At 59.3% G+C, this 24,487-nt stretch carries 22 protein-coding genes and 2 pseudogenes; 13 read left to right on the forward strand and 11 right to left on the reverse strand.

Features of this window, described 5'->3' with window-relative positions; all coding sequences use genetic code 11:
- Positions 1–19: 19 nt before the first annotated feature.
- Positions 20–1,198 carry a CaiB/BaiF CoA transferase family protein gene (locus RM96_RS20995; protein WP_039013387.1) on the reverse strand — a complete coding sequence of 393 codons (1,179 nt, stop codon included), beginning with the start codon at positions 1,196–1,198 and terminating at the stop codon, positions 20–22.
- Positions 1,199–1,516: 318 nt separating this feature from the next.
- Here RM96_RS20995 and RM96_RS21000 point away from each other — a divergent pair, with 318 nt between their 5' ends.
- The gene (locus RM96_RS21000) at positions 1,517–2,452 is read left to right on the forward strand and encodes a LysR family transcriptional regulator (RefSeq protein WP_039013388.1); all 936 of its coding nucleotides are present in this window, start codon (positions 1,517–1,519) and stop codon (positions 2,450–2,452) included.
- Positions 2,453–2,592: 140 nt separating this feature from the next.
- Here the strand turns inward: RM96_RS21000 and RM96_RS21005 are convergent, their stop codons facing one another.
- From RM96_RS21005 to RM96_RS21015, 3 genes are read right to left on the reverse strand one after another with little or no spacing between them, the layout of a single operon-like run.
- Positions 2,593–4,062, reverse strand: a complete 1,470-nt coding sequence (locus RM96_RS21005; RefSeq protein ID WP_039013389.1) for an aldehyde dehydrogenase — start codon at positions 4,060–4,062, stop codon at positions 2,593–2,595.
- 30 nt (positions 4,063–4,092) lie between these two features.
- The gene (locus tag RM96_RS21010; RefSeq protein WP_039013416.1) at positions 4,093–4,689 is read right to left on the reverse strand and encodes a thiamine pyrophosphate-dependent enzyme; all 597 of its coding nucleotides are present in this window, start codon (positions 4,687–4,689) and stop codon (positions 4,093–4,095) included.
- A 2-nt stretch (positions 4,690–4,691) separates the two neighbouring features.
- Positions 4,692–5,225 carry a thiamine pyrophosphate-binding protein gene (locus RM96_RS21015; RefSeq protein ID WP_039013391.1) on the reverse strand — a complete coding sequence of 178 codons (534 nt, stop codon included), beginning with the start codon at positions 5,223–5,225 and terminating at the stop codon, positions 4,692–4,694.
- Between the two features lie 127 nt (positions 5,226–5,352).
- Here RM96_RS21015 and RM96_RS21020 point away from each other — a divergent pair, with 127 nt between their 5' ends.
- Positions 5,353–6,282 (forward strand): LysR family transcriptional regulator, encoded by a 930-nt coding sequence (locus tag RM96_RS21020; protein ID WP_039013394.1) that lies wholly within the window; start codon positions 5,353–5,355, stop codon positions 6,280–6,282.
- 18 nt (positions 6,283–6,300) lie between these two features.
- On the opposite strand, the gene RM96_RS21025 is transcribed toward RM96_RS21020, so the two are convergent.
- The 3 genes from RM96_RS21025 to RM96_RS21035 form a co-directional block, all read right to left on the reverse strand.
- Positions 6,301–7,269 (reverse strand): Bug family tripartite tricarboxylate transporter substrate binding protein, encoded by a 969-nt coding sequence (locus RM96_RS21025; protein WP_039013395.1) that lies wholly within the window; start codon positions 7,267–7,269, stop codon positions 6,301–6,303.
- Between the two features lie 146 nt (positions 7,270–7,415).
- Positions 7,416–8,552, reverse strand: coding sequence for an FUSC family protein (locus RM96_RS21030; RefSeq protein WP_202966750.1), 1,137 nt, complete (start codon positions 8,550–8,552; stop codon positions 7,416–7,418).
- Positions 8,553–8,742: 190 nt separating this feature from the next.
- Positions 8,743–9,741 (reverse strand): tripartite tricarboxylate transporter substrate-binding protein, encoded by a 999-nt coding sequence (locus RM96_RS21035; RefSeq protein WP_039013418.1) that lies wholly within the window; start codon positions 9,739–9,741, stop codon positions 8,743–8,745.
- 566 nt (positions 9,742–10,307) lie between these two features.
- Between RM96_RS21035 and RM96_RS37370 the strand changes: the two are divergent.
- A pseudogene (locus RM96_RS37370) lies at positions 10,308–11,106 on the forward strand (helix-hairpin-helix domain-containing protein); the annotation flags it as partial.
- A gap of 531 nt (positions 11,107–11,637) precedes the next feature.
- Here the strand turns inward: RM96_RS37370 and RM96_RS21045 are convergent.
- Entirely contained in the window at positions 11,638–12,078 is a 441-nt protein-coding gene (locus RM96_RS21045; protein WP_039013397.1) for a hypothetical protein, read from the reverse strand.
- Positions 12,079–12,423: 345 nt separating this feature from the next.
- Here RM96_RS21045 and RM96_RS37375 point away from each other — a divergent pair, with 345 nt between their 5' ends.
- The 3 genes from RM96_RS37375 to phaP all read left to right on the forward strand — a co-directional run bounded on the left by RM96_RS37375 (position 12,424) and on the right by phaP (position 14,939).
- A complete protein-coding gene (locus RM96_RS37375; protein ID WP_082016632.1) occupies positions 12,424–12,741 on the forward strand; it encodes a hypothetical protein in 318 nt (105 codons plus the stop codon).
- Between the two features lie 173 nt (positions 12,742–12,914).
- Positions 12,915–13,250 (forward strand): GNAT family N-acetyltransferase, encoded by a 336-nt coding sequence (locus RM96_RS21050; RefSeq protein ID WP_238587348.1) that lies wholly within the window; start codon positions 12,915–12,917, stop codon positions 13,248–13,250.
- Positions 13,251–14,435: 1,185 nt separating this feature from the next.
- Positions 14,436–14,939 (forward strand): TIGR01841 family phasin, encoded by a 504-nt coding sequence (gene phaP / locus RM96_RS21055; protein ID WP_052279630.1) that lies wholly within the window; start codon positions 14,436–14,438, stop codon positions 14,937–14,939.
- Positions 14,940–15,420: 481 nt separating this feature from the next.
- Here the strand turns inward: phaP and RM96_RS36410 are convergent, their stop codons facing one another.
- The gene (locus RM96_RS36410) at positions 15,421–15,765 is read right to left on the reverse strand and encodes a GNAT family N-acetyltransferase (RefSeq protein WP_238587349.1); all 345 of its coding nucleotides are present in this window, start codon (positions 15,763–15,765) and stop codon (positions 15,421–15,423) included.
- A gap of 994 nt (positions 15,766–16,759) precedes the next feature.
- Here RM96_RS36410 and RM96_RS21070 point away from each other — a divergent pair.
- Both RM96_RS21070 and RM96_RS21075 read left to right on the forward strand, forming a co-directional pair.
- Positions 16,760–17,821 carry a hypothetical protein gene (locus tag RM96_RS21070; protein WP_052279632.1) on the forward strand — a complete coding sequence of 354 codons (1,062 nt, stop codon included), beginning with the start codon at positions 16,760–16,762 and terminating at the stop codon, positions 17,819–17,821.
- Between the two features lie 233 nt (positions 17,822–18,054).
- Positions 18,055–18,372: a hypothetical protein gene (locus RM96_RS21075; RefSeq protein WP_039013399.1), complete on the forward strand. Its 318-nt coding sequence runs from the start codon at positions 18,055–18,057 to the stop codon at positions 18,370–18,372.
- Positions 18,373–18,947: 575 nt separating this feature from the next.
- On the opposite strand, the gene RM96_RS21080 is transcribed toward RM96_RS21075, so the two are convergent.
- On the reverse strand, positions 18,948–19,391 hold the full coding sequence (locus tag RM96_RS21080; protein ID WP_039013400.1) for a GNAT family N-acetyltransferase: 444 nt from the start codon (positions 19,389–19,391) through the stop codon (positions 18,948–18,950).
- 972 nt (positions 19,392–20,363) lie between these two features.
- Between RM96_RS21080 and RM96_RS21090 the strand changes: the two genes are divergently transcribed.
- Complete coding sequence (locus RM96_RS21090; RefSeq protein ID WP_039013425.1) at positions 20,364–20,567, forward strand: cold-shock protein; 204 nt, start codon at positions 20,364–20,366, stop codon at positions 20,565–20,567.
- Positions 20,568–20,798: 231 nt separating this feature from the next.
- Here the strand turns inward: RM96_RS21090 and RM96_RS40105 are convergent.
- Positions 20,799–20,950 (reverse strand): annotated as a pseudogene (locus RM96_RS40105) (SDR family oxidoreductase); the annotation flags it as partial.
- A gap of 185 nt (positions 20,951–21,135) precedes the next feature.
- On the opposite strand from RM96_RS40105, the gene RM96_RS37395 reads away from it, so the two are divergent.
- The 4 genes from RM96_RS37395 to tnpC form a co-directional block, all read left to right on the forward strand.
- Positions 21,136–21,579 carry a GNAT family N-acetyltransferase gene (locus RM96_RS37395; RefSeq protein ID WP_082016634.1) on the forward strand — a complete coding sequence of 148 codons (444 nt, stop codon included), beginning with the start codon at positions 21,136–21,138 and terminating at the stop codon, positions 21,577–21,579.
- A gap of 810 nt (positions 21,580–22,389) precedes the next feature.
- Positions 22,390–22,707 (forward strand): transposase, encoded by a 318-nt coding sequence (locus RM96_RS37400; RefSeq protein WP_238587350.1) that lies wholly within the window; start codon positions 22,390–22,392, stop codon positions 22,705–22,707.
- Positions 22,695–23,054, forward strand: a complete 360-nt coding sequence (gene tnpB, locus RM96_RS21100; RefSeq protein WP_420872225.1) for an IS66 family insertion sequence element accessory protein TnpB — start codon at positions 22,695–22,697, stop codon at positions 23,052–23,054. Before RM96_RS37400 ends, tnpB begins: the two co-directional genes overlap by 13 nt.
- Before the next feature lie 51 nt (positions 23,055–23,105).
- Positions 23,106–24,487 (forward strand): IS66 family transposase (gene tnpC, locus RM96_RS21105; RefSeq protein ID WP_039013404.1); only part of this gene is annotated, 1,382 nt, incomplete at its 3' end.

The following is a 24,487-nucleotide window of genomic DNA, read 5'->3' on the forward strand; positions in this document are numbered from 1 at the left end:
GCGTCGTTCAGCCGGCGGATCAAATAGCGCCTTCCGTGCGTAGCCGCGAGACATCGTCGCCGGTGTAGCCCAGCTCGTGCAGGATGCTTTCGCTGTGTTCACCGAGGGCCGGGATGGGGTCCATGCGCGGCTCACAGGCATTCGGCATGCCTGGTGGCAGCAGTGCCGGAATTTCGCCAACGGGAGACCGGACCGAGGTCCACCGCTCACGTGCCTTGAGTTGCGGGTGATTCCAGACATCCTGCATATCGTTCATGCGGGCATTGGCAATCTGGGCGCGCTCCAGACGCGCGACCACTTCGTCAATGGTCAGGGAGGAGAAGACGTCCCTGATGATTTGCGTCAGCTCCACGCGGCTCCTGGCCCGCAAGGAGTTCGTGACGAAGCGCTCGTCCCTCGAGAGTTGGGGCCGCTCCAGGACGACCCTGCAGAAGGCGTCCCACTCGCGTTCGTTTTGCAGTCCGAGGATGATGGTCTTGCCGTCACCGGCCGTGAACGGACCGTAGGGAAAGATGGTCGCGTGAGAGGCTCCCGCTCGCGCCGGCGGCGTTGCGCCCTCAAAGGCGTAGTAGAGGGGATAGCTCATCCACTCGACCATGCTTTCCAGCATCGATACATCGATGTGGGCACCCTTGCCCGTTTTCCCGCGCTGCAACAGCGCCGCCAGAATGTTGGTGTACGCGTACATCCCGGCCGCGATATCCGCAATCGAGCATCCTGCCTTGGACGGGCTCTCCGGCGTGCCCGTGATGGAGACGAATCCGGACTCAGCCTGTATGAGCAGGTCATAGGCCTTCTTGTCCCGGTACGGCCCGTCGTTGCCGTATCCGGAGATGTCACAGACAATGACGCCGGGATAGCGCTGTGAGAGCGCTTCGTAGGACAGGCCGAGCCGCTCGGCGGCGCCCGGCGCAAGGTTCTGTACCAGCACGTCAGCCTTGTCCAGAATCTTCTGGAGAATGGCCGGCGCCTCCTGGTGTTTCAGGTCCAGGGCGAGGCTCTCCTTCGAGCGGTTGGTCCACGCGAAGTGCGAGGAGAGGCCGTCCACTCTTTCGTCATAGCCGCGAGCGAAGTCGCCGACCCTGGGCCGCTCGATCTTGATGACTCGCGCGCCCAGGTCCGCCAGTTGGCGGGTACAGAACGGCGCAGCGATTGCATGCTCCAGGGAAACTACGGTAATGCCATCGAGGGGACGCATAGCAGCCTTTTCGAGAGGGATTGCGTTCGAACTGCCAATGCAGAAACAAACGACTGTGGTTCTGTCGGCAACGCCGTGCGGGATCGGCTGTTGCCGCGACACGCAAGGCATCGGTTGCAGGTCATAAGTACATCATCGCAATCCGGGGCGATTGGCCCGCCTGGCAGAAAGTCTCTCAGCGCCGGAGTCGTTGGTAAATCTCGTTTTCTCGAAACGGCCATTCGTCTGCATCGAAAGCATTAATTGCGGGGCCAGCTTTGCGTGGCCCCGTTTGCGGCATATGTGATGCCTTGATACAGTTGGAGGGAAGGAGCGCATATGCATTTTGACTTTGGCGACCTCAGGCTTTTTGCACGCATAGCCGAGGAAGAGAACCTGTCCCGCGGGGCGAGAAAGGCATTTTTGTCGCCTGCCGCGGCCAGCGCACGGCTCAAAGCCCTTGAGGACCAACTGGGTACCCGCCTCTTCTATCGGGAAAGCAAGGGCCTCGCCCTCACACCTGCCGGGGAGCGCCTCTTGCGGCATACACGCGTCATCGAACGGCAGTTCGAGCACGTGCGCAGTGATTTCGAGGAGTTTTCCAAGGACACGGTTGGCCATATCCGCATCTTCGCGAACACGACCGCCGTCACGGAGTTCATGCCGGAGGTTCTGGCCCGCTTCATGTCGGAACGTCCTGCGGTTACCGTGGACCTTCAGGAGCGTCTGACACGGGACATCATCCGCGGGGTATTGGATGGCAGCGCTGACCTCGGCATCATCTCTGGCCCGTTGAATTCGGAAGGGCTGGAGGTCATACATTTCAGCACGGATAAGCTCGTATTGGCGACACCGGTCGGCCATCCCCTGACCCAAAAGAAAGAGGTCTCCTTCGCTGACACCCTCGACTATGAGCATGTGAGCCTGCACGAAGGCAGCACACTGCATGCCTTTCTTACCGAACTCGTACGTGACCAGAGGCGCAAGCTCCAGATTCGCATCCAGATTCGGAGCTTTGAAGCCATGTGCCGGATGATTGAAGCCGGCGTCGGCATCGGCGTTGTTCCGCTGTCCGCCGCACTGCGTCACCGCCAGACAATGAAGATTGAAATCATTGAATTGCGCGAACCCTGGGCAATACGCGAGCGTGTGGTGATAGTGCGAGAGCTGGAAGGCCTTCCTGGCTGCGCGAAGGCACTCATCGACGAACTCATCGACGTTGCGCAAGCAGCGGGCGGTAGCCCGAACAACGCGCTTTCAGAAGGTCGCGCCTGACCGGGAGAGCTTGCTCGTTTCCCGGCCTAGAACTGTGCAGCTGCCACCGGGTCCGGCAGATGGTCCAGGTAGGCTCCGACCACACGCTCCAGGGCGCTAAGCTTTCCTGTGAAGACATGTCATATGCAGCGACTGCCGTATCAACGAATGGTGAATGGATTGCCAGTCGCGGCACCGGTGTTAATCCACACACTCTTCGTCTGCAAATACGACTCTATGGCGGCGATGCCATTCTCCCGGCCAAGGCCAGAATCCTTGTAACCACCAAAAGGCGACATGAAGCTGACGGCGCGATAGGTGTTCACCCAGACCGTGCCCGCCTGAATCCTTTCCGACATCCGGAAAGCTCGACCGATGTCGGAGGTCCACACGCCGGCGCCAAGCCCATAGCAACTGTCATTGGCAATCGCAATGGCTTCGTCTTCGTCCTTGAACTTCAGGATGGACAGGACCGGCCCGAAGACCTCCTCTTGCGCGATGCGCATCTTCGGCGAGACATTTGAGAAAATGGTCGGCTCGACAAACCATCCCTTGCCGCAAGCCGCCGGCTTGCCGCCCAGCAGCAGCTGCGCCCCTTCATCCTGGGCAATCTTGATGTAGGACAGCACTTTCTCGTACTGCGCGGGAGTCGTGATAGGTCCCACCTGGGTAGAAGCGTTCATCGGGTCGCCAAGCTTTGCGGTGCCGGCCAGTGCCAGCAGCTTCTCGACGAAGACATCGTGGATGTCCTCCTGCAGCAACAGCCGGGAGCCGGCGATACAGGTCTGCCCGCTGGCGGCGAAGATGCCCGAGACAGCACCATTGACGGCATCATCCAGCTTCGCGTCATTGAAGACGATGTTCGGCGACTTGCCACCCAACTCCAGGCTCACGTGCTTGAACTGCGCCGCGCACTGCTGGTTGATGATGCGCCCGGTGGCATCGGAACCCGTGAAGGTCACCTTCTTGACCAAGGGATGCGTCACGAGCGGCGAGCCTACCTCTGCGCCATACCCCGTCACCACATTAAAGACGCCTGCGGGAAAACCCGCTTCCTCGAACAGAAGCGCAAGCTCCAGTGCCGACACTGACGTGAATTCGGACGGCTTCACAACGACGGTGCAACCCGTTGCCAGGGCCGGCGCGATTTTCCACGCCAGCAGCATCAGCGGCGAGTTCCACGGCGTGATAGCCGCCACCACTCCCAATGGCTCGCGTCGCGTGTAGTTGAAGTAGCCCTTCTTGTCCAGGGGAATGACCGAACCTTCAATCTTGTCGGCCAGGCCACCGAAGTAATAGAACCACTGCGGCAGGTACCTCAGCTGCGCGCCCATTTCCGCCAGAAGCTTGCCGTTGTCATGCACCTCGAACTCGGCCAGCCGCTCGGCGTCCCTGGCAATCAGGTCGCCGAGCTTGCGCAGCAGTGCGCCGCGCTGCGTAGCAGTCATCTCCGCCCACGGGCCGGAACGGAACGCCTTGTCGGCCGCCTGGACGGCGCGGTCAACATCCGCCTCGGTGCCGCGAGCCACTTCGGCCCAGGCCTGCCCTGTATAGGGGTTCTGGGTTTCAAACCAGCGACCCTCGCTCGCATTCACGAAGGTCCCGTTGATGAACATTTGATACTGCTTCATGGCGCAATGCTGTCCGAGTTCGTTGGCAGACTAGAAGGGTGCGAAGCCGAGATGCTGGCGGAAACGGCTCTTGACGAACGTGCCATCACGCGGCGGCAACGCGCGTTGCGGCTCCTCGGTCGAGGTATAGACTTGCGCCACGGTCATGCCCTCAGCCTTCTTGATTTCTTGCGTGAGCTTGCCCAGCTCATCGATGTCCGAAATCTCCAGCGTCGTCGGCACGCCGACGGCCTTTGCCACCTGGGCGAGATTGGTGCCCAGACTGGTGTGGCTTTGCTGCATGCCGGTCTCACCAAAGTGGCCGTTATCGAGAATCACGATGTTCAGGTTCTTCGGCTTCTGCGCCGCCGCGGTCGCCAGGCTTCCGATGCCCATCAACTGCTCGCCGTCACCAGTAATGGCGATAACAGTCTTCTCGGGCTGAGCGATGGCGAGGCCAAGCGCCAGCGAGGTGGAGCCGCCCATCGCGCCCCACAGGTAGAAATTGCTGGGGCGGTCGCCAGCAGCGAAGACGTCGTACGAGGGCGAGCCAAGGCCCGTCACGACGAGTGCGTCAGGAAACTGCTTGAGCAGTTCAGCAACAAACTTGCGGCGGTCGATGCCTGCCTTGGTGGTCGAGGTAGTCATGTTCAGCGCATCCATTTTTTGCGGCCGATGAGGCTCTGGGACAGGAGAACGGCAACGCGGTTGCCTGCGTCAAAAGCGGAAACCAAGCCGGCGTCGACCAGTTCAGCGGCCTCGTCCGGCGAATTCACGCGATAGGCCGTGATGCCCATCAACTCCAGTGCCTGCTGAGTGGCCAGACCCATTGGGTTCTGCCAAGGATTGAACTCGGCGTACTCGCCGCGCATGGTCACCAGCGTGAAGAACGGGAACTTGCAGCTCTCCAGCAGCGAGAACATGTTCACGCAGTTGCCGACACCGCTGCTCTGCATCAGCAGCACGGCGCGTTGGCCGCCCAGCCAAGCACCGCTGACAACGCCCACGCCTTCCTCTTCCGTGGTCAGCACCACGTCGCGGATTTCCGGGTCGGCCTTCGCCCGCTTGATGACGTGAGAATGGCCGGCGTCGGGCACATAGGCGACCTGTTGAACGCCGTTTTGTTTGAGGGCCAGGAAGATGTCCTCTTGCCAGGCAAGAGGCTCAGAGTTGTTTGTCGTCATAGTCGCAAGTTAGGAAAGGGGGGACAACGTTTGCTATCATAGATTTGTTTAGGAAGCATGCTGAAATACAATTAATTGATGCCCGCAATCACAAAGTTGAATACCAATAAAGCGCCTCTGGAGTCATATGGATATCAAGCAGCTTCGCGCCCTTCTGGCTATCGCCGAGACGGGGAGCGCCACCAAAGCCGCCGAGCTTTTGCGAATCGTGCAGCCGGCCGTTTCGAGACACGTGCGACTTCTCGAGGAAGAACTCGGGGTCGAGCTCTTCGAGCGTGAGCGCCACGGCATGGTCCTCACCGAGGCCGGGCGAACGCTTGTCGACTACGGCAGACGAGCCCTCCAGGAAATTGACCGTGCGAAGGCTGAGATTCAGCCCGCAACGGGTCAAATTTCAGGTACCGCTGTTATCGGACTCCTCCCGAGTACGTGCGAACTGTTGGCAGCAGAGCTCGTTGCCACGGTGAAAGCCAAGCACCCACAATTGGTGGTCCGCATCAATGTCGGCTATGCAGGAAACCTGCTGCAATGGCTCGAGGCAGGCGACGTGGAAGTCGCACTGCTCTACGACACCAAGGGCTCAGCGGCCCTGCAGGTTCAAGCATTGCTCGATGAGCAGCTTTATCTGGTTGGCCCACCTGGCAGCCTCTCGCAAGGCGCGCCACAAACTGTGGAAAGTTTCCGGGACCTGCCACTCGTTTTACCGAATGCACCGCATGGACTTCGCAGCGTGGTTGAGCATGCTTGTGCTGTCGCAGGCATCACCCCTACGATTGCAGTGGAAACCAATTCCCTAAATGTCCAGAAGAACCTGGTCGCCAAAGGCTTTGGCTACACCGTGCTACCAAGCTCCGCGGTCTCCGAGGAGATGGAGAGTGGCATCCTTGCGGGCGCGCCAGTCGTCTCGCCCAACCTCTCCCGCCGCATCGTGCTCGCGCGCTCCACTACTCGCCGGCAGACGCCCGCGGCAAGCTTCGCTTCTGCAGAGCTGGTAGCGCTGATGCAGCGACTCGTACTTGATGGGGCGTGGCCAGGTGCGTCATGGGTGAGTGCCTGACAACTCGGCGGTGACAGGTCAGTCAAGCTCGATGTTCGCAGCCTTGATGACCTCGGCCCACCGACGCGTCTCCGCCTGAACAAACTTGGCCGCCTTGTCCGCATTGGAATCTACAATCGGCTGCACGCCTATCCTCTCCATGCGCTGACGTACCTCAGGGTCCTTGACGGCCGACTGCAAGGCAGCGCTCAACTTCTCCACAACTGGAGCTGGCGTGCCTCGCGGCACCATCGCCATGTTCCAGAGGGAAGTTTCATAGTTCGGGTAGCCCGCTTCTTTCATCGTAGGCACGTTCGGCAGCGCGCTGGACCGCGTGGAAGTCGTCACGGCAAGCGCCTTCAAGCGACCAGACTGAACCATCGGCGCAGCCGTTGACACAGCGTCGGTTATGAGCTGGATGTCGCCCGAAATCACGGACTGAATCGCCTGACTAGCGCCACGGAACGGTACATGGGTAATACTCAAATGCTCCTGGTATTCCAGCAGCTCTACGGCCATGTGTAGGGCGCTCCCCTTCCCCGCGGAGCCGTAGCTGTACTTACCGGGATTCTTCCTGATGTCATCAACGAGTTCCTTCGCCGTGTTCGCCTTGACCGAAGGATTGACTGCAAGCACCATTGGGACCGCCGCGACAATGGAAACGGGCACGAGTGCATTGACGGGGTCATACGGCAGCCTCTTGTACAGCGTGGCGTTGATGGCATGGGAGCTGGTCCCGAGCAATAGAGTGTAGCCGTCTGCTGGGCTCTTCGCGACCACATCCGTCGCGATGGTGCCACCCGCACCCGCTTTGTTCTCCACCACTACCGGCTGTCCGAGCAAGGCCCCAAGCTTGTTCGCCACAATGCGCGCAACCAAGTCGGTGCTCCCGCCGGCGGCGAAGCCAACAACCAGGCGGACGGGGTGGTCAGGATAGGCAGCAGCCTGGGCTTGCGCGCTGAGCGAAATGAGCGCACCAATTCCCACTTGAGCGAGCAAGCGTTTCATGTCTCTTCCAGATAGTTATGTTTGGGTGGAGCATTGCGCATCGACACCCTTTGAGACGATGGTAGCCAGCAAACGTAGGAACGGTGAAATAGAAAATTACGCTGCTGCCATCAAGAGGTGGCATGCCTGGGACTGGTACCGAAGTGCTAACCCGAGGAAGGCCAGCGCAAGGACTGTCGTGCGCATGCCCGGAATAGCCAGCGCACCGGCTCAAGCAGAAGCATGCCGAACAGCACCCCGACGAGTCTCGTGAGACCCACCGCCAAGTCCGGATTCGCGTAACTATCCGGCACGAGGACCACCAGGAACGCAAGCGCGAACTGCGTTCCTACGTACCCGATGCCCAGATTGCCGTTCTCGACATGGCGGCCGACTATCACCCCTGTACAGATTCCCAACACCATCACGATTGGCAGTTGATGACTGGCAACGAGGATTCCTGATGCCAGCAGACCTCCAGCCGCGCATCCGGCGAATCGGTGCGCGAGCTTTCTCGTAGTCTGATTGGCGCGCGATGTCAGGCTTGCCAGCGGCACCATCATTACCGCCATGATGGTTACACCAGACTGGCTGAGCCCCTCAATATGCAAGTACTGCCATGCAAGGGGAATTAGAGCAAGTGCGAGACCGCCCTGCACTGCATGGACAATGGCGTCCGCATGCCACCAGCCTCCTCTCGGGACGATGGCAGCCTTGCCAGCCTTGGACTGCGTCGCCGCAAGGGCACGCCTGACAGTTGCGGTGGATATCGCGCTAACGAACACACAAGCCGCAGTTCCAATGAAGACCTCGATGAAGCGCGACCACGCCAAGGCAGTCAGCGACTCGCCCGGATGCTCCATGCCGTCCACAAGGACCATGACAAAAGTGAGGCCGGTGAAGAGCCAGGCGTAGCTGCGCCGGCTAACTAGCGCCAGATAGAGCGTCACCGCTCCAACGCAGGCCAGCGCCACGGACAGCCGGAACATTGAGCCAAGCACTCCAGCACTAGCCCAGGCAGCAGCGGCTCCTGCAGATGTCCCGATGACACGCAGCACTCCCCGCCGAAAGCTTTCCCGAGCATGGGACCGCATTACCACGTATCCGCTGAAAGCCGCCCACCCAATGTTCCTCGCCTCCGCGACATGTGCACAGAATATTGCGAGCAGAACCGAGATGACGCACTCGAACTCGTCGACTAGTCGGGGCCCTTGGGTCGGCCAAGATGCAAAGTCCCGCAGTACATCGGACAGAAGCTGCTTTGAGGCCCGTATCGGCTGCCGAAGGCGCCCGGTGGAAGTCACGCTGTGACTCCGGTTGTTCGCCCCAACCCCAGAGCTATGACACGCGGGGTCAAATGCGACGCAGCGCTTGCGAACGTAAAGCCACGCACGCCGCGCTGCAGCGGCAGGGCAGCGTGTGTGTAGCGACTGAAGGCCGGGCTACCACATGCGAGAACATCCAACTGCTCCCACGCCGGAGGTTCCGCAAACCTTAGTCCGCTTCCACCTTCATCGTCTTCAGCAACGGTTGCCATTTATCGCTTTCCGTTTTGAGCCAAGTCTTCAGCCCTTCCGGCGTCTGCTTGTCTACTGGCACAATCTCCGCGCCCAGTTCGTCCAGCCGCTTGGCGACCATCGGGTCCTTCAAAGCCTGTTGCAGAGCCTTGGTCAGGCGAGCGGTCACTGCGGGCGGCGTACCTTTCGGTGCATACACCCCGTGCCATACCTTCATCTCAAAACCTTTCAGGCCGCCCTCCTGAAGCGTTGGCGCATTAGGAAGCGCCTTGATTCGCTTCGGCGTGGTGACGCCATAGAGTTTCACGCGATTCGCATTGATATGCGGCAGAGTCGATGTAGTCTGGTCACACAGCAGGTCCACCTGACCGCCGAGCAATGCGGTCAGAGCGGGCCCCGTTCCCTGATAGGGAATGGAGTTCATCTTGACATGCACCGCCTCTTCGAACAGCAAGCCGCACAATTGGGACACCGCGCCCAAGCCGGCATTTGCCAAGGAAACCTTGTCCTTGTTTTGCGATACGTACTTGACCAAGTCCGATGCCGTCGCAGCAGGCAGGTCCTTGCGACCGAGCAGCGTCATGGGCACGTCGGCGACTTGGCCGATGTACTCGAAGTCTTTCAACGGGTTGTAGGAAAGCTTCTTGTACAAAGCCGGCGCAGTCGCCATTCCATTGTGGTGAATCAGGATGGTATAGCCGTCCGGCTGCGCCCGAGCCACATAGGCTGCCGCGACGGTCCCGCCGGCACCGAGGCGGTTCTCCACAATGACGCTCTGCCCAAGGTCCTTAGACATGGCCTGCGCAAGTGCTCGCGAGACCACATCCGTCGGGCCGCCTGCCGAGAACGGGACAACCAGCGTGACGGACTTCGACGGAAACACGTCCGCAGCCATCGCCCCCGCTGAAAGTGCCAGGCCTATCGCCCCGCACGTCATCCACTTCATACCCGCAGTAATAGCCTTCCGAGCCTGCATGCGCTTCATCACCGTCTCCCTGTCGCCGCGTGCGTATCACGCCGGTCTGTTTTTCACTCGGGAGCTAGAGTGCGGGATAACGGCCCCGGGCCGCAATCTGGATTTCTCGAATGGGCCATACGGCCAGACCGAACGCACGACGGTGGTCAGGCGCTGGAACATGGTGTGGGAGCAGCAGAACGGCTCTGTAGGGTGTGACAGAGAAGAACTGAGGCCTGAGCCAATGACGCTATGAACCGATAGGGCACGGCTGCGCTGGAGAATAAACCCTGTTCGCTTCCAGAAGATAAAGACTTCCTCTTGCACTGCACTTATTCAAGATTCTAGGTTTGCTTCGGCGTTTGGTGGGGGTCCGTTATAGATGCCAGGGCAGGCCTCCATACAGGCAAGCGGAGAGCGGAGCCTCAAGGGCGGACAGAGCGCCCAAACTACGGCAGGGCCCCTGAATTCGAGAAGGCGTGGCTGGAAGCTGGCTTTCCGACGGACGGCACTTTGCCATAGGAGTTTGGAGGCGCTAAGCCTTACCGCTTCGAAGCTCTGGTTGTTGCAGAAGCCCCTACTGGTTCAGGGATGGGAAGCGCCACCAAGTCGAGGTGCGGCCGGTGGACGTGAGCATCAGTAATTGGGACCCCGCCCTGGAGGCCAAGGAATCTGAACAGGCGGCGGTGAGGCTGGGGCTCTCGCCGCTTCGCAGAATGCGGCATGAATCTGCACTGCGGATTGAGGAGGCCCGGGCAGTACGTCCGTTTCATAGTGTGCCGGACCTGGCTCGACGGGCGTCGCTTGACCGGCATGACGTCCAGGTCCTCGCGGCTGGGAATGCTCTGGCATCCCTAGCCGGAAACCGGCGCGGAGCACTATGGCACGCCATCGGAGCCGTTCCGGACAAGGACTTATTGCGTCCGGCAGGCCTTGCGGAAGACGCGCCGCGACTCAAGGCACCGTCCGAGGGGGGAGGAAGTTGTTGGGGATTACCGGTCGATGGGGCTGACCCTGAACCGTCACCCACTTGCGCTGCTGCGTCCGCAACTGGCGGCAAAGCGATTTGTCCCTGCAACTACGTTGGCGACATATAAAAATGGGCAGCTGGCGCGAGGCTGCGGCATCGTTACGGTTCGCCAACGCCCCGGCACGGCCAAGGGCGTCGTCTTCATGACGCTGGGGGACGAGACGGGGCCAATCAACGTCATCGTGTGGCCATCGGTCCTGGAGAGGCAGCGCCGCGAAGTACTGGGCGCGACACTGGTCGGCGTCTATCGGAAATGGCAGTGCGAGGGCGAGGTTCGGCATCTCATCGCCCAACACTTGGTCGACCTCTCCCCTCTGCTTGGAAGGCTCTCTACAAGGAGCAGGGACTTCTACTGAGTCCTCGGCTCGCATTTGAGCTATAACGCTTATACGCCTTGCCCAGGCGCCGCACCTGCAATTGCGCGCAACGCCGCCGCTGCTTGGTCACGCAAGGCATCGATACATTGCTGACGCTGTTCACAGCACCGCACTCCCGCCAGAGCCACTTTGCGGTGCCGGTTGGTTCGTAGACATGGAAGCCGCGATAGTTTGGCGCATATCGCAGCGCGGCATTGTTGCCGCTCTCTCTGCCTTAGTAGTTCTCACCGTGGTGTCGATGGTGTCCGTAGTATCCGTACGGACCGTAGTATCCACCATCATAGTACCCGCCACCATACGGCACCACGACGCAACCGCCGAGCAGCGTAGATGCGGCAATTAGCAATGCGACAAAGGCTTTCATGGCGCTTCCCTCATCTTGAACAAACGCGGAGAGGCCAGGCTGGCTTTCCAGCTAACCTGCGCTCTCCGCAAAGCTCCTGCACTCAGGCTACGTTGCAGCGGCCTTCGCCCTGGCAACGCCCCCTCGGTTCGCCCAATGGGAGCAGCTTATTGCTTCTTCGTCTTGTCCACGCTGGCTGCGGCCTTCGCGGCTTCGGGCTGCGCCTCGGGCTTCGCCACATCCGCCTTGGCCTTCGCCTTGTCGGAATCATTCTTTGCTTCAGACTTCGCCATACCAGCCCCCGTATGGTTGGCCTTCGTCTTGCTCGCCTTGTGGTGGGTGCCCTTGGCGGCTGACTTACTGGCATCAGCCTTTATGTCAGCCTTCTCCTTATTGGCGGTGGCTTGAGCCTTTACTTCATCGCCCTGCGCGCCGCCACTCTTCTTCATATCGGCCTTTTCCTGCGAGGCGCTCTTTTCCTTGACGACCTTTACCTGGTCTTTCGTGGCCCCTGATTGCGGCTGAGTCGCGGAAGCTGGCACACCAGCCTGCGCGAAAACGGTACCGACGAGGGCGGCGGAGGCGAGAGCAGCGAACAGCTTCTTCATGACGTGAACTCCTGGGAGATATCTAGCAGCTCGGCAATGCGCCTTGCTTACCGGAAGAAACGGTACTGTCGACATCCGAGTTGACCCACGAGTCGTGACAATCCGTAAGTTCTGCAACTGGCAAACATGAATCACGAGATCACCGGACTCGCCTCTACCCTCTTCGTCCTTTTGAACGTTATCCGCCGCGCGGACGATGTTCGCCTGCGTTCATGCCCGCCCCCTCTAAGCTGGGACAGCCAGCGCCCTGCATCGCATTACAGAAAGTAACACTCGAGCGATTTGACTAATGCCCCATCGAGCCGGACCGGCCTAGACTGCACATAGAAAGAGAAGGAGCAAGCCATGCGAAAAGTTGCAGCACTTATGCTTCTGACCGGGGCTATCGGGCTCACTCCCTACGTAGCTGAGGCACGCGTGGACGTGGATATCGGCATCGGAATTCCCGGGCCAGCGGTTGTCGTCCCGCCACAGCCCTACTACGAGCCGGCCCCGGTATTCGTCGAACCACCGCCGGTGGTAGTTGCCCCTGGCTATTATTACGACGACTGGCGGCATCGTGCGTGGCGGGAGCGTGCGTGGCGTGAGCAACGCTGGCGCGAACGAGAATGGCGCGAGCATCGACGCGAATGGCGACGCTGGCATGACAACTACGATGACTAGAATTGGCCAGCGCTAGGCTTGTGGGTAACAGTCGGAACGCCGAGGCGCTCGTCATCTACCATTGGATTTACAGGTAACCCTATCAGGCCGCGTCATGCGACCAAGACCTTCGTGATGTGGAAGCATTGCTTCGGTCGTGTTCACTGCCCGTTGGCGGAATACATAGCGAAGCGGTGCAATTTCATGTCAGCCGGGACCGGACTGGCCTCCTTGGGTGCGCCGGTATCGAAGAACTTGGCGGCAAGGTTGGCCTGCTACAAGGGGTCGCCGTGGCGGAACGGGCAAGACGGGCAGGCCTGGGCGCTCTATTGTTTTCCGCGCTGGTGGCCGACGTACGTTTGCGTGGCATCGAATTCCTGGTCCTCAGAACTGAATCTGCCGCTGCCTATTTCTCTCGCCTTGGCTTCACGCCGGTCGACCGTGCGGCCATACCTCGCGAGCTGCTGGCTTCTCGTGAATTTTCCGATACCGGTGCCCGAACGGCGGCAATCATGGAAGATGAGCTCTAGCGCCTGCTTCCACAGGTACCCGGTTCACGGAGCTTAAGCATGCGGACCGGAACTAGGGGGCCTTCCGCGCAATGTGCTGACTCACCCGGCATCGCAGAGTGCATCGACCAAAGGGCATGAGGCCTGGTCAGGATTTGCGCGGCACTGACCTGTGAGCTTTCGCAATTCGGTTCGCAGTATCCGCAAATCCCTTAATCGCTCCTCGCCCCCCCCCGGAGCTTGTGTTCGGCCTGCGTGCGGACCTCGTCCAAGGTGAACCCGAGCGCCTGGGCTCAGCGGATGAAATGCAGCCGCTGCAAGCTCTGTGGAGAATAGCGGCGAAGCCAGTCGCTTAACCTGTTGAAGGTATAAGCGGCTCCGTCCATGCGAATGCGCCTGCTAACGCCGAGGTTGCCGGGCGCCGAACTCCGATCGCAACTCATCGACTGCTACAAAATCAAGCTGCGGGGTATCGGGTAGTCGAGCTTGCCCAGCTGGCAGTATCCGATGGGCTTGAGCGCATTCTTCAAGAGGTGGGAGCACCTATCGCCAAGCCGGCAGACAAGCGGCGGAAATGGAGTGACCTGAAGGGCTTCGACCGAAGCTCGTTCGACTACGATGCGTATCAGAGAGCTGAAACAGACCACGCAGCAAATGCGGCGTCTACACACAATTCCGCGCGGGACCTGGCATCAGCACTTCGTACGCGATGCGAGTTGCGATAGTGCAGACGCTGCTCTGAGGCCGTCGGCGCGCGCCTTTTCACATGACGCCCAAGCGGCGAACATACTAACGTCGAGCAGCGCGGTCGCGCTCATCGTCGGCCTATCGACTGCAGGCGGAAACACACACCAGCAGCCGTCATCGTGCCGAAAGAAGAACAGCGCGCGCAAACCGGCCGGTTGCGTGGTCTCGACGCATGCGTAGCCCATCAAGGCTAACCCGCAACTCCTTCGATATCAGCCTTTTGGTGCACTTGCTTGACACCAAATCGACATGTGTGGATTGCGTTCAATGCGTAGGCGCCATCTGCTACGCCCTCTCCGGGCAACCGGAAATCATGCGAGAAACAGTTGACATCCGAGTAATCGCCCCTAGAATGATTTTTGCCGCAACGCAGCAAAGACGTTCACCTTGGCGGCGCACTATTCGTCTCCTGATTCAGAGTTCCCTCGAACACTCGCAGCCTCACCCTATGGAGCAGTGATGAGCACTCCTATCCCCGAACAATCCATCTCCGCGCAGAAAGCAGGTGTGGAAAGGCTCCTTGGTCTGGCGACCATAGCCTTCGAAGGCATCGAAAAGCTGGCTGAGCTAAATCTGCAAGCAGTCAAATCAACCTTCGCCGAAAATCAGGAAATCCTGAGCAAGACGCTTTCCGCCAACAACCAGCAAGAGTGGGTTGCCCTGCCTATGCACCTGACGCAGCCCATAGCAGAAAAGGCGGCGTCGTACAGCCGGCAGGTCTCCGAAATCCTGTCGAGCATTCAAGGCGAATTCTCGTCGGCCGCCCAAGCGCACCTCCAGCAATGTCAACGCGATGCGCAGGAGTTATTCGAAAACCTCGCGAAGAACGCGCCCACAGGAAGCGATTCTGTTCTAGCAACATGGCAATCGGCCTTTTCGACGCCCGCCAGCGCGTCCGACGAAACGGCCAAGAAAACCACAAAGCAATTGCCCCACGACAAAGGTGCTGGCGCTGCCCTATAGCATTTGCTAGCGCGCACGCGCAGTCGGAATTTTCTTGTGCGAACTTCGGTTCGCTTTTTTCCGCCGAGGTACAATTATTTATAGACAGCGATGGTCCAGATGGTCCATATGCCGAGCCAATGAGCTTTTCTGCCGTTCTCCGTTTGCCTTGGGCCGTACACGCTGCAGCGTCGTGCTGTGTGCCAAGGCAGAGTTCATCCGGAAGAATGTGAATAGCGAAGTCGACTTCAATGCTGGGGTAATGCGCATCGCGGCGCAGGTACAGGAACGCGACTTGATGATTGCGTTCGTGAACCGCTTAGCGATGGTCCGCGCAACCGAGACACTGTCGTTCCCGCCACCATCGGCGCGCTCAGTTCCGAGCGGCAAGATAGTCTGTAAGTGTGGGAACTTCAGCATTGCCAGTGTGCTTAAGTTCCCCCTTGCTAGCCTGCCCATATCCTAGCGGTTTCTGGATTCAGATAAGCTCCGACTGTTAAAACTATACCTTCGATAGCTGCATCTGCTGCGGCATGTCATCCACTGCAGTGAGCGTAAGCGCGAAACGGGAAAAGAATGCTGGATACTCAGGCGTGAGCACTGTGGCCCTGGTGCGGCCATTGGCACGGGCGCGCATCAAAACCGCCAACAACAAGACGGGGGCAACATGGCGACCCCGGTACTCGCCTAGAACCGCAGCGGTCTGAATTTTGACCGTTTCGCCATGCATCGCGCCGCAACCGCAGCCAATTACCCTCTCACCCAGAACAGCCAAGTTGTAGAGGCGGGACGATGGGTCCCTCAGCAACGTGGTAACGATTTCTTTAATAGCTGCACTAGCCTTCACTGATGCTTCTTGCTTGTAGCCGCTCAGTTCGGGACACAGGAGTGTCGTTATTCGCCGACCGACCGGACGGCATGGGTTAGCGCGATAGTCGGAGTCCGCAAATGGCCGTCGGCGGCGTTACGAATCCCTATGCCAACATAGCGTACAGGCACGGCTAAAGCCGGTACGCTTACGTTGATGTGAGGAAGGAGGCCATGGGATTGCAATCCGTCAAATGTTGGCCTATGTTGTACCAAGAATTAAATAGAAGTACTGCCCACCTCATCGTGGGCCTGCATTGTGTCCGGGGCGGCAGGTAGTTAACTAAGAAGAAGCGGCGCCTATGGACAATTGCTTCCACCTTACACCCTCGATACCCCGTCAGTAGCGCCTTACAGCGCGCCATCTCCGGCGTACGCACGTGCTTGTCTCTGCGACTTCCTAAGCCCGGTCGCACCGCGCTCGTGCGCGCTTGCTCATCCTTTGGTGCCTCTGGACATGGACGTTACGCGGAATGCCTAGCGAGGCTGGTTACTTCACCGCAGAAACTTGCCCGACCACCGTCGATGACGGTGTCGACGCGCCGTCATAGAGAAGCGAAAGAATCAATGACAAATGAAACAATTTCTCAGCGGCCTCGAGAAGGGCGCTGGGCGCAGACCTTTCTTGGCAGGAGATATCCCATTGAGCAGAACAAGAACAACTTTGCTTTAGTACTGCTCGGTCGCTGTGCGAGCCACTCGACGGGCATCCGGTGCGGATTTTCCACGACGAATGTGGACCAGTACCAGCCGAGGGCAACGTCTCGCGCATATGCCGAGTGCCCCAAGGCGCCTGGAAAAGACATCCAACTGACCGAACACCCCGGGGCCCAAGATATGTTTGATGCGCAGGCGGTTCAAACAGCCGCTGAAGCTCGCGCGAGGCTCCGCCCACACACTGTTGCCGCCCCGGTGGCGTCGCTATGGCAGCCGATTGATGCATGCCGTGTCGCCATCCCAACCAGGAGAAACTGATGAAAGCTTATCGTGACGTTTTACGCTCCTTATTGTTGTCTGCAGCGCTGGGGTTGAGCGCGCTGTCGATTAGCCCATCCTCAATGGCGCAGGAACTATTCGTTGGGGACGTCGGAGACAACTCAGTCAAGGGATTCGATGTCGCCAGTGGGTCGTATCTTGGTGCCTTCGTCCCTTCTGGGACCGCCGGACTGAAGGGACCAATGGGGATGATTTTTACGGATAAACAACTCGTGGTCGTCAACCAAAACCTGGGCACCGGCCAATCTGGCGAGGTTCTGAAGTTCGACGGCGCGACCGGCACGTTTGCTGGCAAACTGGTCGCCTCGACCGACCGGAACGCTCCCTTCGCGCCGCGCGGCATCGTGCGCGGAGGGCCGGACCAAGGCTTCTACGTGGCCGATATTGGTGACCAGGCTGGCAAGTGTGCCAATCAAGGCAATATCAAGGAATATGACGCTGCGGGCGCCTTTCTGGGCAATCTGGACCGGCAAGCGTTTGCTGGCGAGTTCCATCCGCGAGGTGTGGTATTCGGACCGGACGGTCTTCTCTATGTCTCGGCGGTGGGGTGCCTAGACCCGAAGGACCCGCTCTTCAATCCGATTACCGGATACATCCTGCGTTTCAATGCCACCACCAAGGAATTTGTCGACGTGTTCGCATCGAATACCAGTGTGCCGGACTTACACCGACCTGAGGGCTTGGTTTTTGACAGCGCTGGCCACCTCTGGGTCACGAGCTTTCGCGCCAGTTCCAGCGACAGCGATAAAGTCCTCAGGCTCAATAGCCAAACTGGCGGCTTAATCAACAAGATTGTGTTATCAACGCCCCCTGCCCCTAGGGCCTTCGCGCAGGCAATCATATTCGGGCCGGGCGGCGACCTGTTTATTGCCATCTCAGGCGGCGCGGCTCAAACAGCAGGCCAGGTGAGACGTTGTAATCCCACATCCGGGCAATGCGACATTATCGTCCCAGCCAACTCCACGGGTGGCGCGCTTCAGCAGCCTTTCTACTTAATCTTCAGGAACACCAATCCAACGACGCTAAGCTACGGACAGTAAGAACTCGCGTGGGGTACAGGCAGGATTGGCCTGGCAAGGTGTCGTACCCGCTGGGCCATTTCAATTAAGGTTTCACCCCCCTCTTTAGTAGGTCTCATTTTCTGGCTTCCTTCGTTGCTGCTCGCTTGGCAGAGAGCTATGCTGGGCTTTAAAACTCTCGCCACACGCATCCGGTAGAGGCTCCTTGTAGTTCAGGCCGCATGCAGAGATGGCGTTTCCGTATCGGGGGTCAAATGAACGACGAGGGCTACAAGCCTTGGCGGCATCGCTGGTTGCGCTTGCACTCGCGGTCTCTGCTGGCTAACGCGCTGATGCTCGCGGAATTCGAGCTGGACATGTATCTAAAAGAAAAGCGTACTACGTACCGCGACTATGGCGATTTCACCGAGAATGAGATTGACTTCATTTTTCGGCGAGTCTGTCGTGGCATCCAACGGCTGCCGGCGCCTCACAGCTCGCCCGAAGAGTGCGCGCGCCGGGCGCGTAGACGTATCCAGGCACTCGGGCAGCGTTTAATGAAAGAAGCAGCCTGGCTCAACGGCCACCTGTAGGGACGATTCCCAAACTCGTGTCACGCTGGCCATGTCCCAGAAGGGAGCGGAACCAGTTACATGTGGGCGCGCGCTCAGGCGCGAGCGGCGCCGATGTGACCGCCCTAGGTAGCCCCCCAATTGCGCTACCCCAATTGAGGTAGTCCATATGACCGGGGGGGTGCGACCATGGAATTGAGGGGTGAGTTCATACTCACCTACTGTCCCCGAGATGAGCCCAGTCGCAAGCACGACGGAAAGCGGCCATCATATTCCCTGGCGGAGATATCCCCGAGGTGCTCACAAGCCTCGGCAGGGAGGGCGACGCTTAATCCTTTGCGCCATAGCACCACACCAGTAAGGCGAAGGACCTGGGCGCGCACCTCCCTAGGCTCAGGGTACTCCGAAACATGCAAGGGGAGCACCTCCATATAAACACGCCTCCGCACCTCGTAGCTGAGCGCCCCTTTTTTGTCGCGGCGAATCAACTCTGCGTGCGCGACCTGCAGATGCAAGTACAGCGCACGAAGGGCTCAGGCAAGAACCAGCGCCGTTGCTATCACCAGCATCACGATGCTCGTTAGTCGCTATGGACATCAGTCGAGACGACGGCACATGTAATGCGTCCTCGCACCAAAGCGCCGAAGGAATTCCTTCGATAGCTGCATCTCCTGCGCCATGTCGTCCAACGCGGTGAGCGTGAACCCGAAGCGGGCAAAGAACGCGGGATGGTCGGCCGTGACCACTGCAGCCCTGCTGCAGCCGCTGGCGCGGGCGCGCATCAGGATGGCCCTCACCAGATGCGTGGCGACCTGGTGGCCCCGGTACTCATCGAGAACCGCAGCGGCATGGACGACGACCGTCTCGCCATGCATTTCGCCGCTGGCGCAGCCGATTACCTTTTCACGTAGGACGGCCAAGCCGTAGAGGCGGGACGAGGGGTCTATATTGCTGCCGGGCAAACCACAGGAACGGAGCACCTGCGAGATTGCCTCCACGTCTGCCGACCCGGCTGCGCGAATTCGCACCTCTTTTATCATTCTTTTTTATCCTGCACATGCAACACTTTGAGGCAGTATGTCGCAAGTGTACGAGGCATGCCATCGGCTAACTGAATGAGTGGCATCACTTCAACCGTAATCTCCGCCTACGCTACGCTTCGCCTCGTGCCTAACGCCAGCCAAAATCCAATCCACTTAATTCTGATATGAGAGATATTTAATTCATCCATGCAAAGTCCTGGGCCCTGCGCCGGCATAGGGGAATTCGACGGGTGTGTCGGGCTGCTCCGAGGGCTCGCCGTGGCTGTGCATGAAAAATGGGGGGACTACCGAACGAAACTGCTCAATCGTCTACCCCTTCCACGTACGGGCAAGACTTACGCTACCCCTCTTTGGTGCGGGCTTTATTCTTGCTGGCGTAATATATATCTCACATTATGATGATTTTCATGGCGCGCTACACACGCTTCGGCATTCAAAGTCCTTCATGACTTCAAGCGTGGAGCTTGGCGCGGTCTGCGGGGAGCAATTGGTGGATGAGAACTACAAGCCGTGGAGACAGCGCTGGCTGCAATGGCACGCCCGGTCCCTGCTGGCTAGCGTCGTTGCGCTAGCCGAGGCCGAACGGGAATCCTACCTGGATAGAATGCGAGCGGCATACTGCGAACTTGGCGACTTTCCCGAAAGCGAGATTGATTTCATATTTCGGCGCGTATCGCGGGGCCTAAGAAAGCTAGGCCCATGTCCAGGTGTTTTCGAAGTTTCGCCGCTCACTCAGCTGCGCATCCGGGCACAGGGGCTGCGGTTGATGGCAGACGCATACAGGCTCATCCCCGAGGAGCTTCTCATCGCAGAAGGTAAACCCTAGCGAGGGAGCGCTTGGCGGTAGGGCGATGGCACGATATGCTAAGGACACAAAAAGCTGCCGGCAGCGAAGCCTGCGCCGGAGCTTCAGCGTCTTGACTACTTTCCTTGCATGCAGGTTTGCATGCTTTTGGCTTCGAGGATGAGATGGCAACAGGTACCGTGAAGTGGTTTAACAGCGAGAAGGGCTATGGCTTCATCACGCCGGATGACGGCGGCAAAGACCTGTTCGCGCATCACTCGGAAATCCAAGGTAACGGATTCAAGTCGCTCGATGAAGGCGCGAAAGTGGAGTTCGAAGTCACGCAAGGCCAGAAAGGCCCACAAGCATCAAAGATTCGCAAGCTATAGGCGCTCGCGCCCAACGGTACAAATATAAAAGCCCTTCGTGGCTGCGAAGGGCTTTGTCGTTTCCGGCTCTCCTCTTCCGCCGCTTCCCACTAGACCTTGGGAACAGCCGGCGGCTCTGTCCAGCGTTCTTTCTAGTCAAGAATTTGCGGCGATTCTTTCCGGGCCACGCTGCAGCGCGACCGCGACCCCAAACAGGATTGGGCCGCACTGTCTGGGTACGGGCAATCCAGCTTACTGAAGATGCTGGCCACCGTTGATAGCAATGTTCCCGCCGGTCAGGAAAGCGGCTTCCTTGGAACAAGGGTAGATGACCAGCGCCGCGACTTCCTCCGGCTCTGCGAGACGGCCATCAGGAATATTCGGAATGCTTTGGTGTCCAGAATCCCAGATACATTTCGTCGCAAATTTGCGGCGGCGAAGTAGCTGCACACTGTTGCCAGGACCGACCCCAAACGGTAGCATGCGGCCCCACGCGATTGCACGGAGAGCTTCGCCGTGATTGTGAGCAACAGATAAGATGTGTCGCGGGCTTCTTGGAGCCACGCCGAGCACTAGCAGAGACCGTATCATGCCGCGCTCCCCCCACCTCCGTTTGGCCTCCAGAGCTGATTTGCCTCAGATAGCCGCATTGCTAGAACAATGCCGTCTAAGCACCGAAGACGTAGCGGAGGCTATTGACAGCTTCCACGTTGCACACTGCGATGGTCGCGTCATCGGCTGTGCAGCGGCAGAGCGTCATGGGGATTCCATCGTCATCCGCTCGGTAGCCGTTGAGCCCACCTCTCGGGATAGAGGTGTTGCTACTCGCCTGGTCAACGCCCTCCTGATGCGTGCACGCGGCACCGAAGTACGACATGCAGTATTGCTGTCGGCGTCGGCTCCCGCCTATTTCGCGCGGTGGGGTTTTTCGCTCATTCCTGCCGACAAGGCGCCCACGGACGCTAGAGCCTCATCGGAGTTTCAAGGCGCCACACTAACCTCAGCACTGTGCATGCATTGCGAATTGAAATAGCCCGGACACTGTTCACACATGCCGACGCTACCAGCGCGCCAGGGGAACATTCTGGGCCAGCAGCCAGAGCGTGCGTGAGATTAATGGCCACGTGCGCCTCTGGCATGCACTTTGCGTCGGCGAATGGCCGAGAAAGGACTAATCTAAAAAAGCCCAATTCAGCGCGGCAACTTGCCCTAGGTAGTACCGATGAAACCCATAGTTCACTATTTTCATTCGCACCCGCCCCACCATGGGGCCCGCTATTACTGGGCTCTGGCAGCCGGCCTTCTAGCGGTGGGCCTCCTGTACCTCGCGTGGGCGGTGCTTTTGGTAGAGCGTTAGGGTGATGCTGACGCCCTAAGCGAATGGGAAAATTGCGCGTCGCGGGCGTATGACTGCCACAGGGCCAACTTTGTACCGGTGGCATTGGCCCCAAGCATCAAACGACACAATGTCGGGCGCCCAACTGAGAGCCAGCAGGCGCCGTATCTCCACGCCTTCAACGACGAGGCCACCGGGTGCGACCGTCACACTGTCGCAATCCAGACGATACTCGGTCCTACCCCGAGGGCCGCACGTTGATTCGAGAAGGATTGTTGCCGGATGGTGCGTCATTGTGAGGCGACAATTCTTTGCGGGAGCAAATGGTACCTGCGTAACCGTCCGTTGATGGCCGTGTAGACGCGAGCGTCGAACCTATCCAGAGTAGTTCCCATCAGAAATCTGGCGGGGACTGCTTTGGAGACTGTGGCAAAGCGTGGTGGCCGTGTGCGCGGCACCCGCAATCATCCGATCGAACTTAAGCAAAGGCTTGCAGAAGCTGCGTGCGTGCCAGGCGTCTCGGTTTCAAAGCTGGCGCTGGAACACGGTCTAAACGTGAACATGGTCTTTCGGTGGCGTCGCATGCTTCGAGCAGGCCAACTAGGCGTCCCCCATGTTGGTGACACCCCAGTGCTGTTCCCCGTTGTGGTCAAAGGCCCCGGAGTCGAGAAACCGTCCGCCGCATCGTTCCCAGGAAAGCCATGCGAGCGACCGGAAGCGTTGCCAGCAGGAGTCATCCGATTGCACCTGGCCAAGGGCCAGGTGAGCATTGAAGGCCGAGTCGATCCGGAAGTCCTGCGTATGGTGGTGCAGTGCCTGAGCTGATGATGGAGCCGCCGGCAAACACCCGGATCTGGGTTGCCGCAGGATTTACGGACATGCGATGTGGCTTCGATGGCCTGGCTGCCAAAGTGCAGACGGTCCTGCAGAAAGACCCATTCTCAGGCCACGCGTTCCTCTTCAGAGGGAAACGTGGCGATCTCCTCAAGTGCCTGTATTGGCGCGACGGTGGAATGTGCCTGTTTGCCAAGCGGTTGGAACGAGGTCGGTTTGCCTGGCCGCGCGCGGAAGGTGGCGTGGTGGCCCTGACGAACGCGCAACTTGGACTTCTGTTGGAGGGATTCGACTGGCGGCAGCCCATCGATGCAGCCCGTCCGTGCAGTGCTTTGTAAACGTCTGTGACAACACACGTGGGGAGTGATGCTGGCGCCTAGACTGCCTGCATGACCTCCAGTAACGCTTCGCTTCCCGACGACATCGACGCCTTGAAGGCCCTGCTTCTGGCGCGGGAAACGGCGCTTCGTGAGCGCGACAGCGACTTAGAGAATCTACGCGACACGGTCGCGACGCTGCAGAAGACGCTCTCAGATCGGGCGCTGGAAATCGAGAGCCTGAAGCTGTGGATCGCAAAGCTCCAACGAATGCAGTTCGGGCGAAAATCCGAGAAGATTGATCGCCAGATCGAACAACTGGAATTACGTCTGGAGGATCTGCAGGCCGACGAAGGCGCGGGGGTGCTCGATCCAAGCAAGCAGCGCCCAAAGGACGCGACCAAGCCGACTGGACGCAGAGCCCTCCCTGATCATTTACCGCGCGAAGATATCGTCCATCAACCTGACGATGTGTGCTGTCCGCAGTGCGGCGGAACGCTCAACGAGCTTGGCGAAGACATCGCCGAGCAGCTCGAGTACGTGCCCGGGCACTGGCGAGTGATTCGCCATCGTCGACCAAAGAAGGCCTGCGTTCGCTGTGACTGCATCGTCCAAGCAGCCGCGCCCAGCCGGCCCATTGATCGCGGTATGCCGGGGCCTGGCCTGCTCGCCCATGTCCTGGTTGGAAAGTTCTGCGACCATCTTCCCCTGTACCGGCAGTCGGCGATATACGCGCGGGATGGCGTCGAGTTGAGCCGCTCGACACTTGCCGACTGGGTCGGACAAGCCAGCGCACTATTGCGCCCGCTGGTCGATGCAATTCGGCAGTACGTGATGGCGGCATCTAAGATACACGCTGACGATACGCCGGTACCCGTACTTGAACCCGGAAACGGCAGGACCAAGACAGGCCGACTCTGGACCTATGTACGTGATGACAGGCCCGCTGGTTCGGTGGACGCACCAGCCGTCTGGTTTGCGTACAGTCCGAGTCGGTCAGGCGAATATCCGCAGGCTCACCTGAAAGGCTTCAAGGGAATCCTGCAAGCCGACGCGTTTGCAGGATACAACTCCATTTATAGAGACGGCGATGTGCAAGAGGCTGGATGTGTTGCACACGCGAGACGAAAATTCCACGATCTGTACTTGGCACGCAAGAGCGACGTCAACACCGAGGCGCTGCGCCGGATCGGTGAACTTTATGCAATTGAGGCTGATATCCGCGGGAAACCGCCCGACGAACGATGGCGCGTCAGACAAGAGCTGGCGCGTCCATTGCTGGATGCCTTCGAGATCTGGTTACGCTCGACGCTGAGCAAGGTGTCGTCCAAGAGCGATACCGCGAAGGCCATTGGCTACTCGTTGAATCAGTGGAGGGCACTAACGCTGTATGCCAGCGATGGTCGCATTGAGATCGACAACAATGCAGCGGAGCGTGCGCTGCGAGCCGTTGC

It is taken from the genome of Cupriavidus sp. IDO (assembly GCF_000812465.1).
Lineage (GTDB): Bacteria > Pseudomonadota > Gammaproteobacteria > Burkholderiales > Burkholderiaceae > Cupriavidus.

What these genes read in the sequence shown, in the direction of transcription:
- RM96_RS20995 (WP_039013387.1), bottom strand. Translation starts at nt 1,198, where the DNA reads ATGCGTCCCCTCGATGGCATTACCGTAGTTTCCCTGGAGCATGCAATC.
- RM96_RS21000 (WP_039013388.1), top strand. Translation starts at nt 1,517, where the DNA reads ATGCATTTTGACTTTGGCGACCTCAGGCTTTTTGCACGCATAGCCGAG.
- RM96_RS21005 (WP_039013389.1), bottom strand. Translation starts at nt 4,062, where the DNA reads ATGAAGCAGTATCAAATGTTCATCAACGGGACCTTCGTGAATGCGAGC.
- RM96_RS21010 (WP_039013416.1), bottom strand. Translation starts at nt 4,689, where the DNA reads ATGACTACCTCGACCACCAAGGCAGGCATCGACCGCCGCAAGTTTGTT.
- RM96_RS21015 (WP_039013391.1), bottom strand. Translation starts at nt 5,225, where the DNA reads ATGACGACAAACAACTCTGAGCCTCTTGCCTGGCAAGAGGACATCTTC.
- RM96_RS21020 (WP_039013394.1), top strand. Translation starts at nt 5,353, where the DNA reads ATGGATATCAAGCAGCTTCGCGCCCTTCTGGCTATCGCCGAGACGGGG.
- RM96_RS21025 (WP_039013395.1), bottom strand. Translation starts at nt 7,269, where the DNA reads ATGAAACGCTTGCTCGCTCAAGTGGGAATTGGTGCGCTCATTTCGCTC.
- RM96_RS21035 (WP_039013418.1), bottom strand. Translation starts at nt 9,741, where the DNA reads ATGCAGGCTCGGAAGGCTATTACTGCGGGTATGAAGTGGATGACGTGC.
- RM96_RS21045 (WP_039013397.1), bottom strand. Translation starts at nt 12,078, where the DNA reads ATGAAGAAGCTGTTCGCTGCTCTCGCCTCCGCCGCCCTCGTCGGTACC.
- RM96_RS37375 (WP_082016632.1), top strand. Translation starts at nt 12,424, where the DNA reads ATGCGAAAAGTTGCAGCACTTATGCTTCTGACCGGGGCTATCGGGCTC.
- phaP (WP_052279630.1), top strand. Translation starts at nt 14,436, where the DNA reads ATGAGCACTCCTATCCCCGAACAATCCATCTCCGCGCAGAAAGCAGGT.
- RM96_RS21070 (WP_052279632.1), top strand. Translation starts at nt 16,760, where the DNA reads ATGAAAGCTTATCGTGACGTTTTACGCTCCTTATTGTTGTCTGCAGCG.
- RM96_RS21075 (WP_039013399.1), top strand. Translation starts at nt 18,055, where the DNA reads ATGAACGACGAGGGCTACAAGCCTTGGCGGCATCGCTGGTTGCGCTTG.
- RM96_RS21080 (WP_039013400.1), bottom strand. Translation starts at nt 19,391, where the DNA reads ATGATAAAAGAGGTGCGAATTCGCGCAGCCGGGTCGGCAGACGTGGAG.
- RM96_RS21090 (WP_039013425.1), top strand. Translation starts at nt 20,364, where the DNA reads ATGGCAACAGGTACCGTGAAGTGGTTTAACAGCGAGAAGGGCTATGGC.
- RM96_RS37395 (WP_082016634.1), top strand. Translation starts at nt 21,136, where the DNA reads ATGCCGCGCTCCCCCCACCTCCGTTTGGCCTCCAGAGCTGATTTGCCT.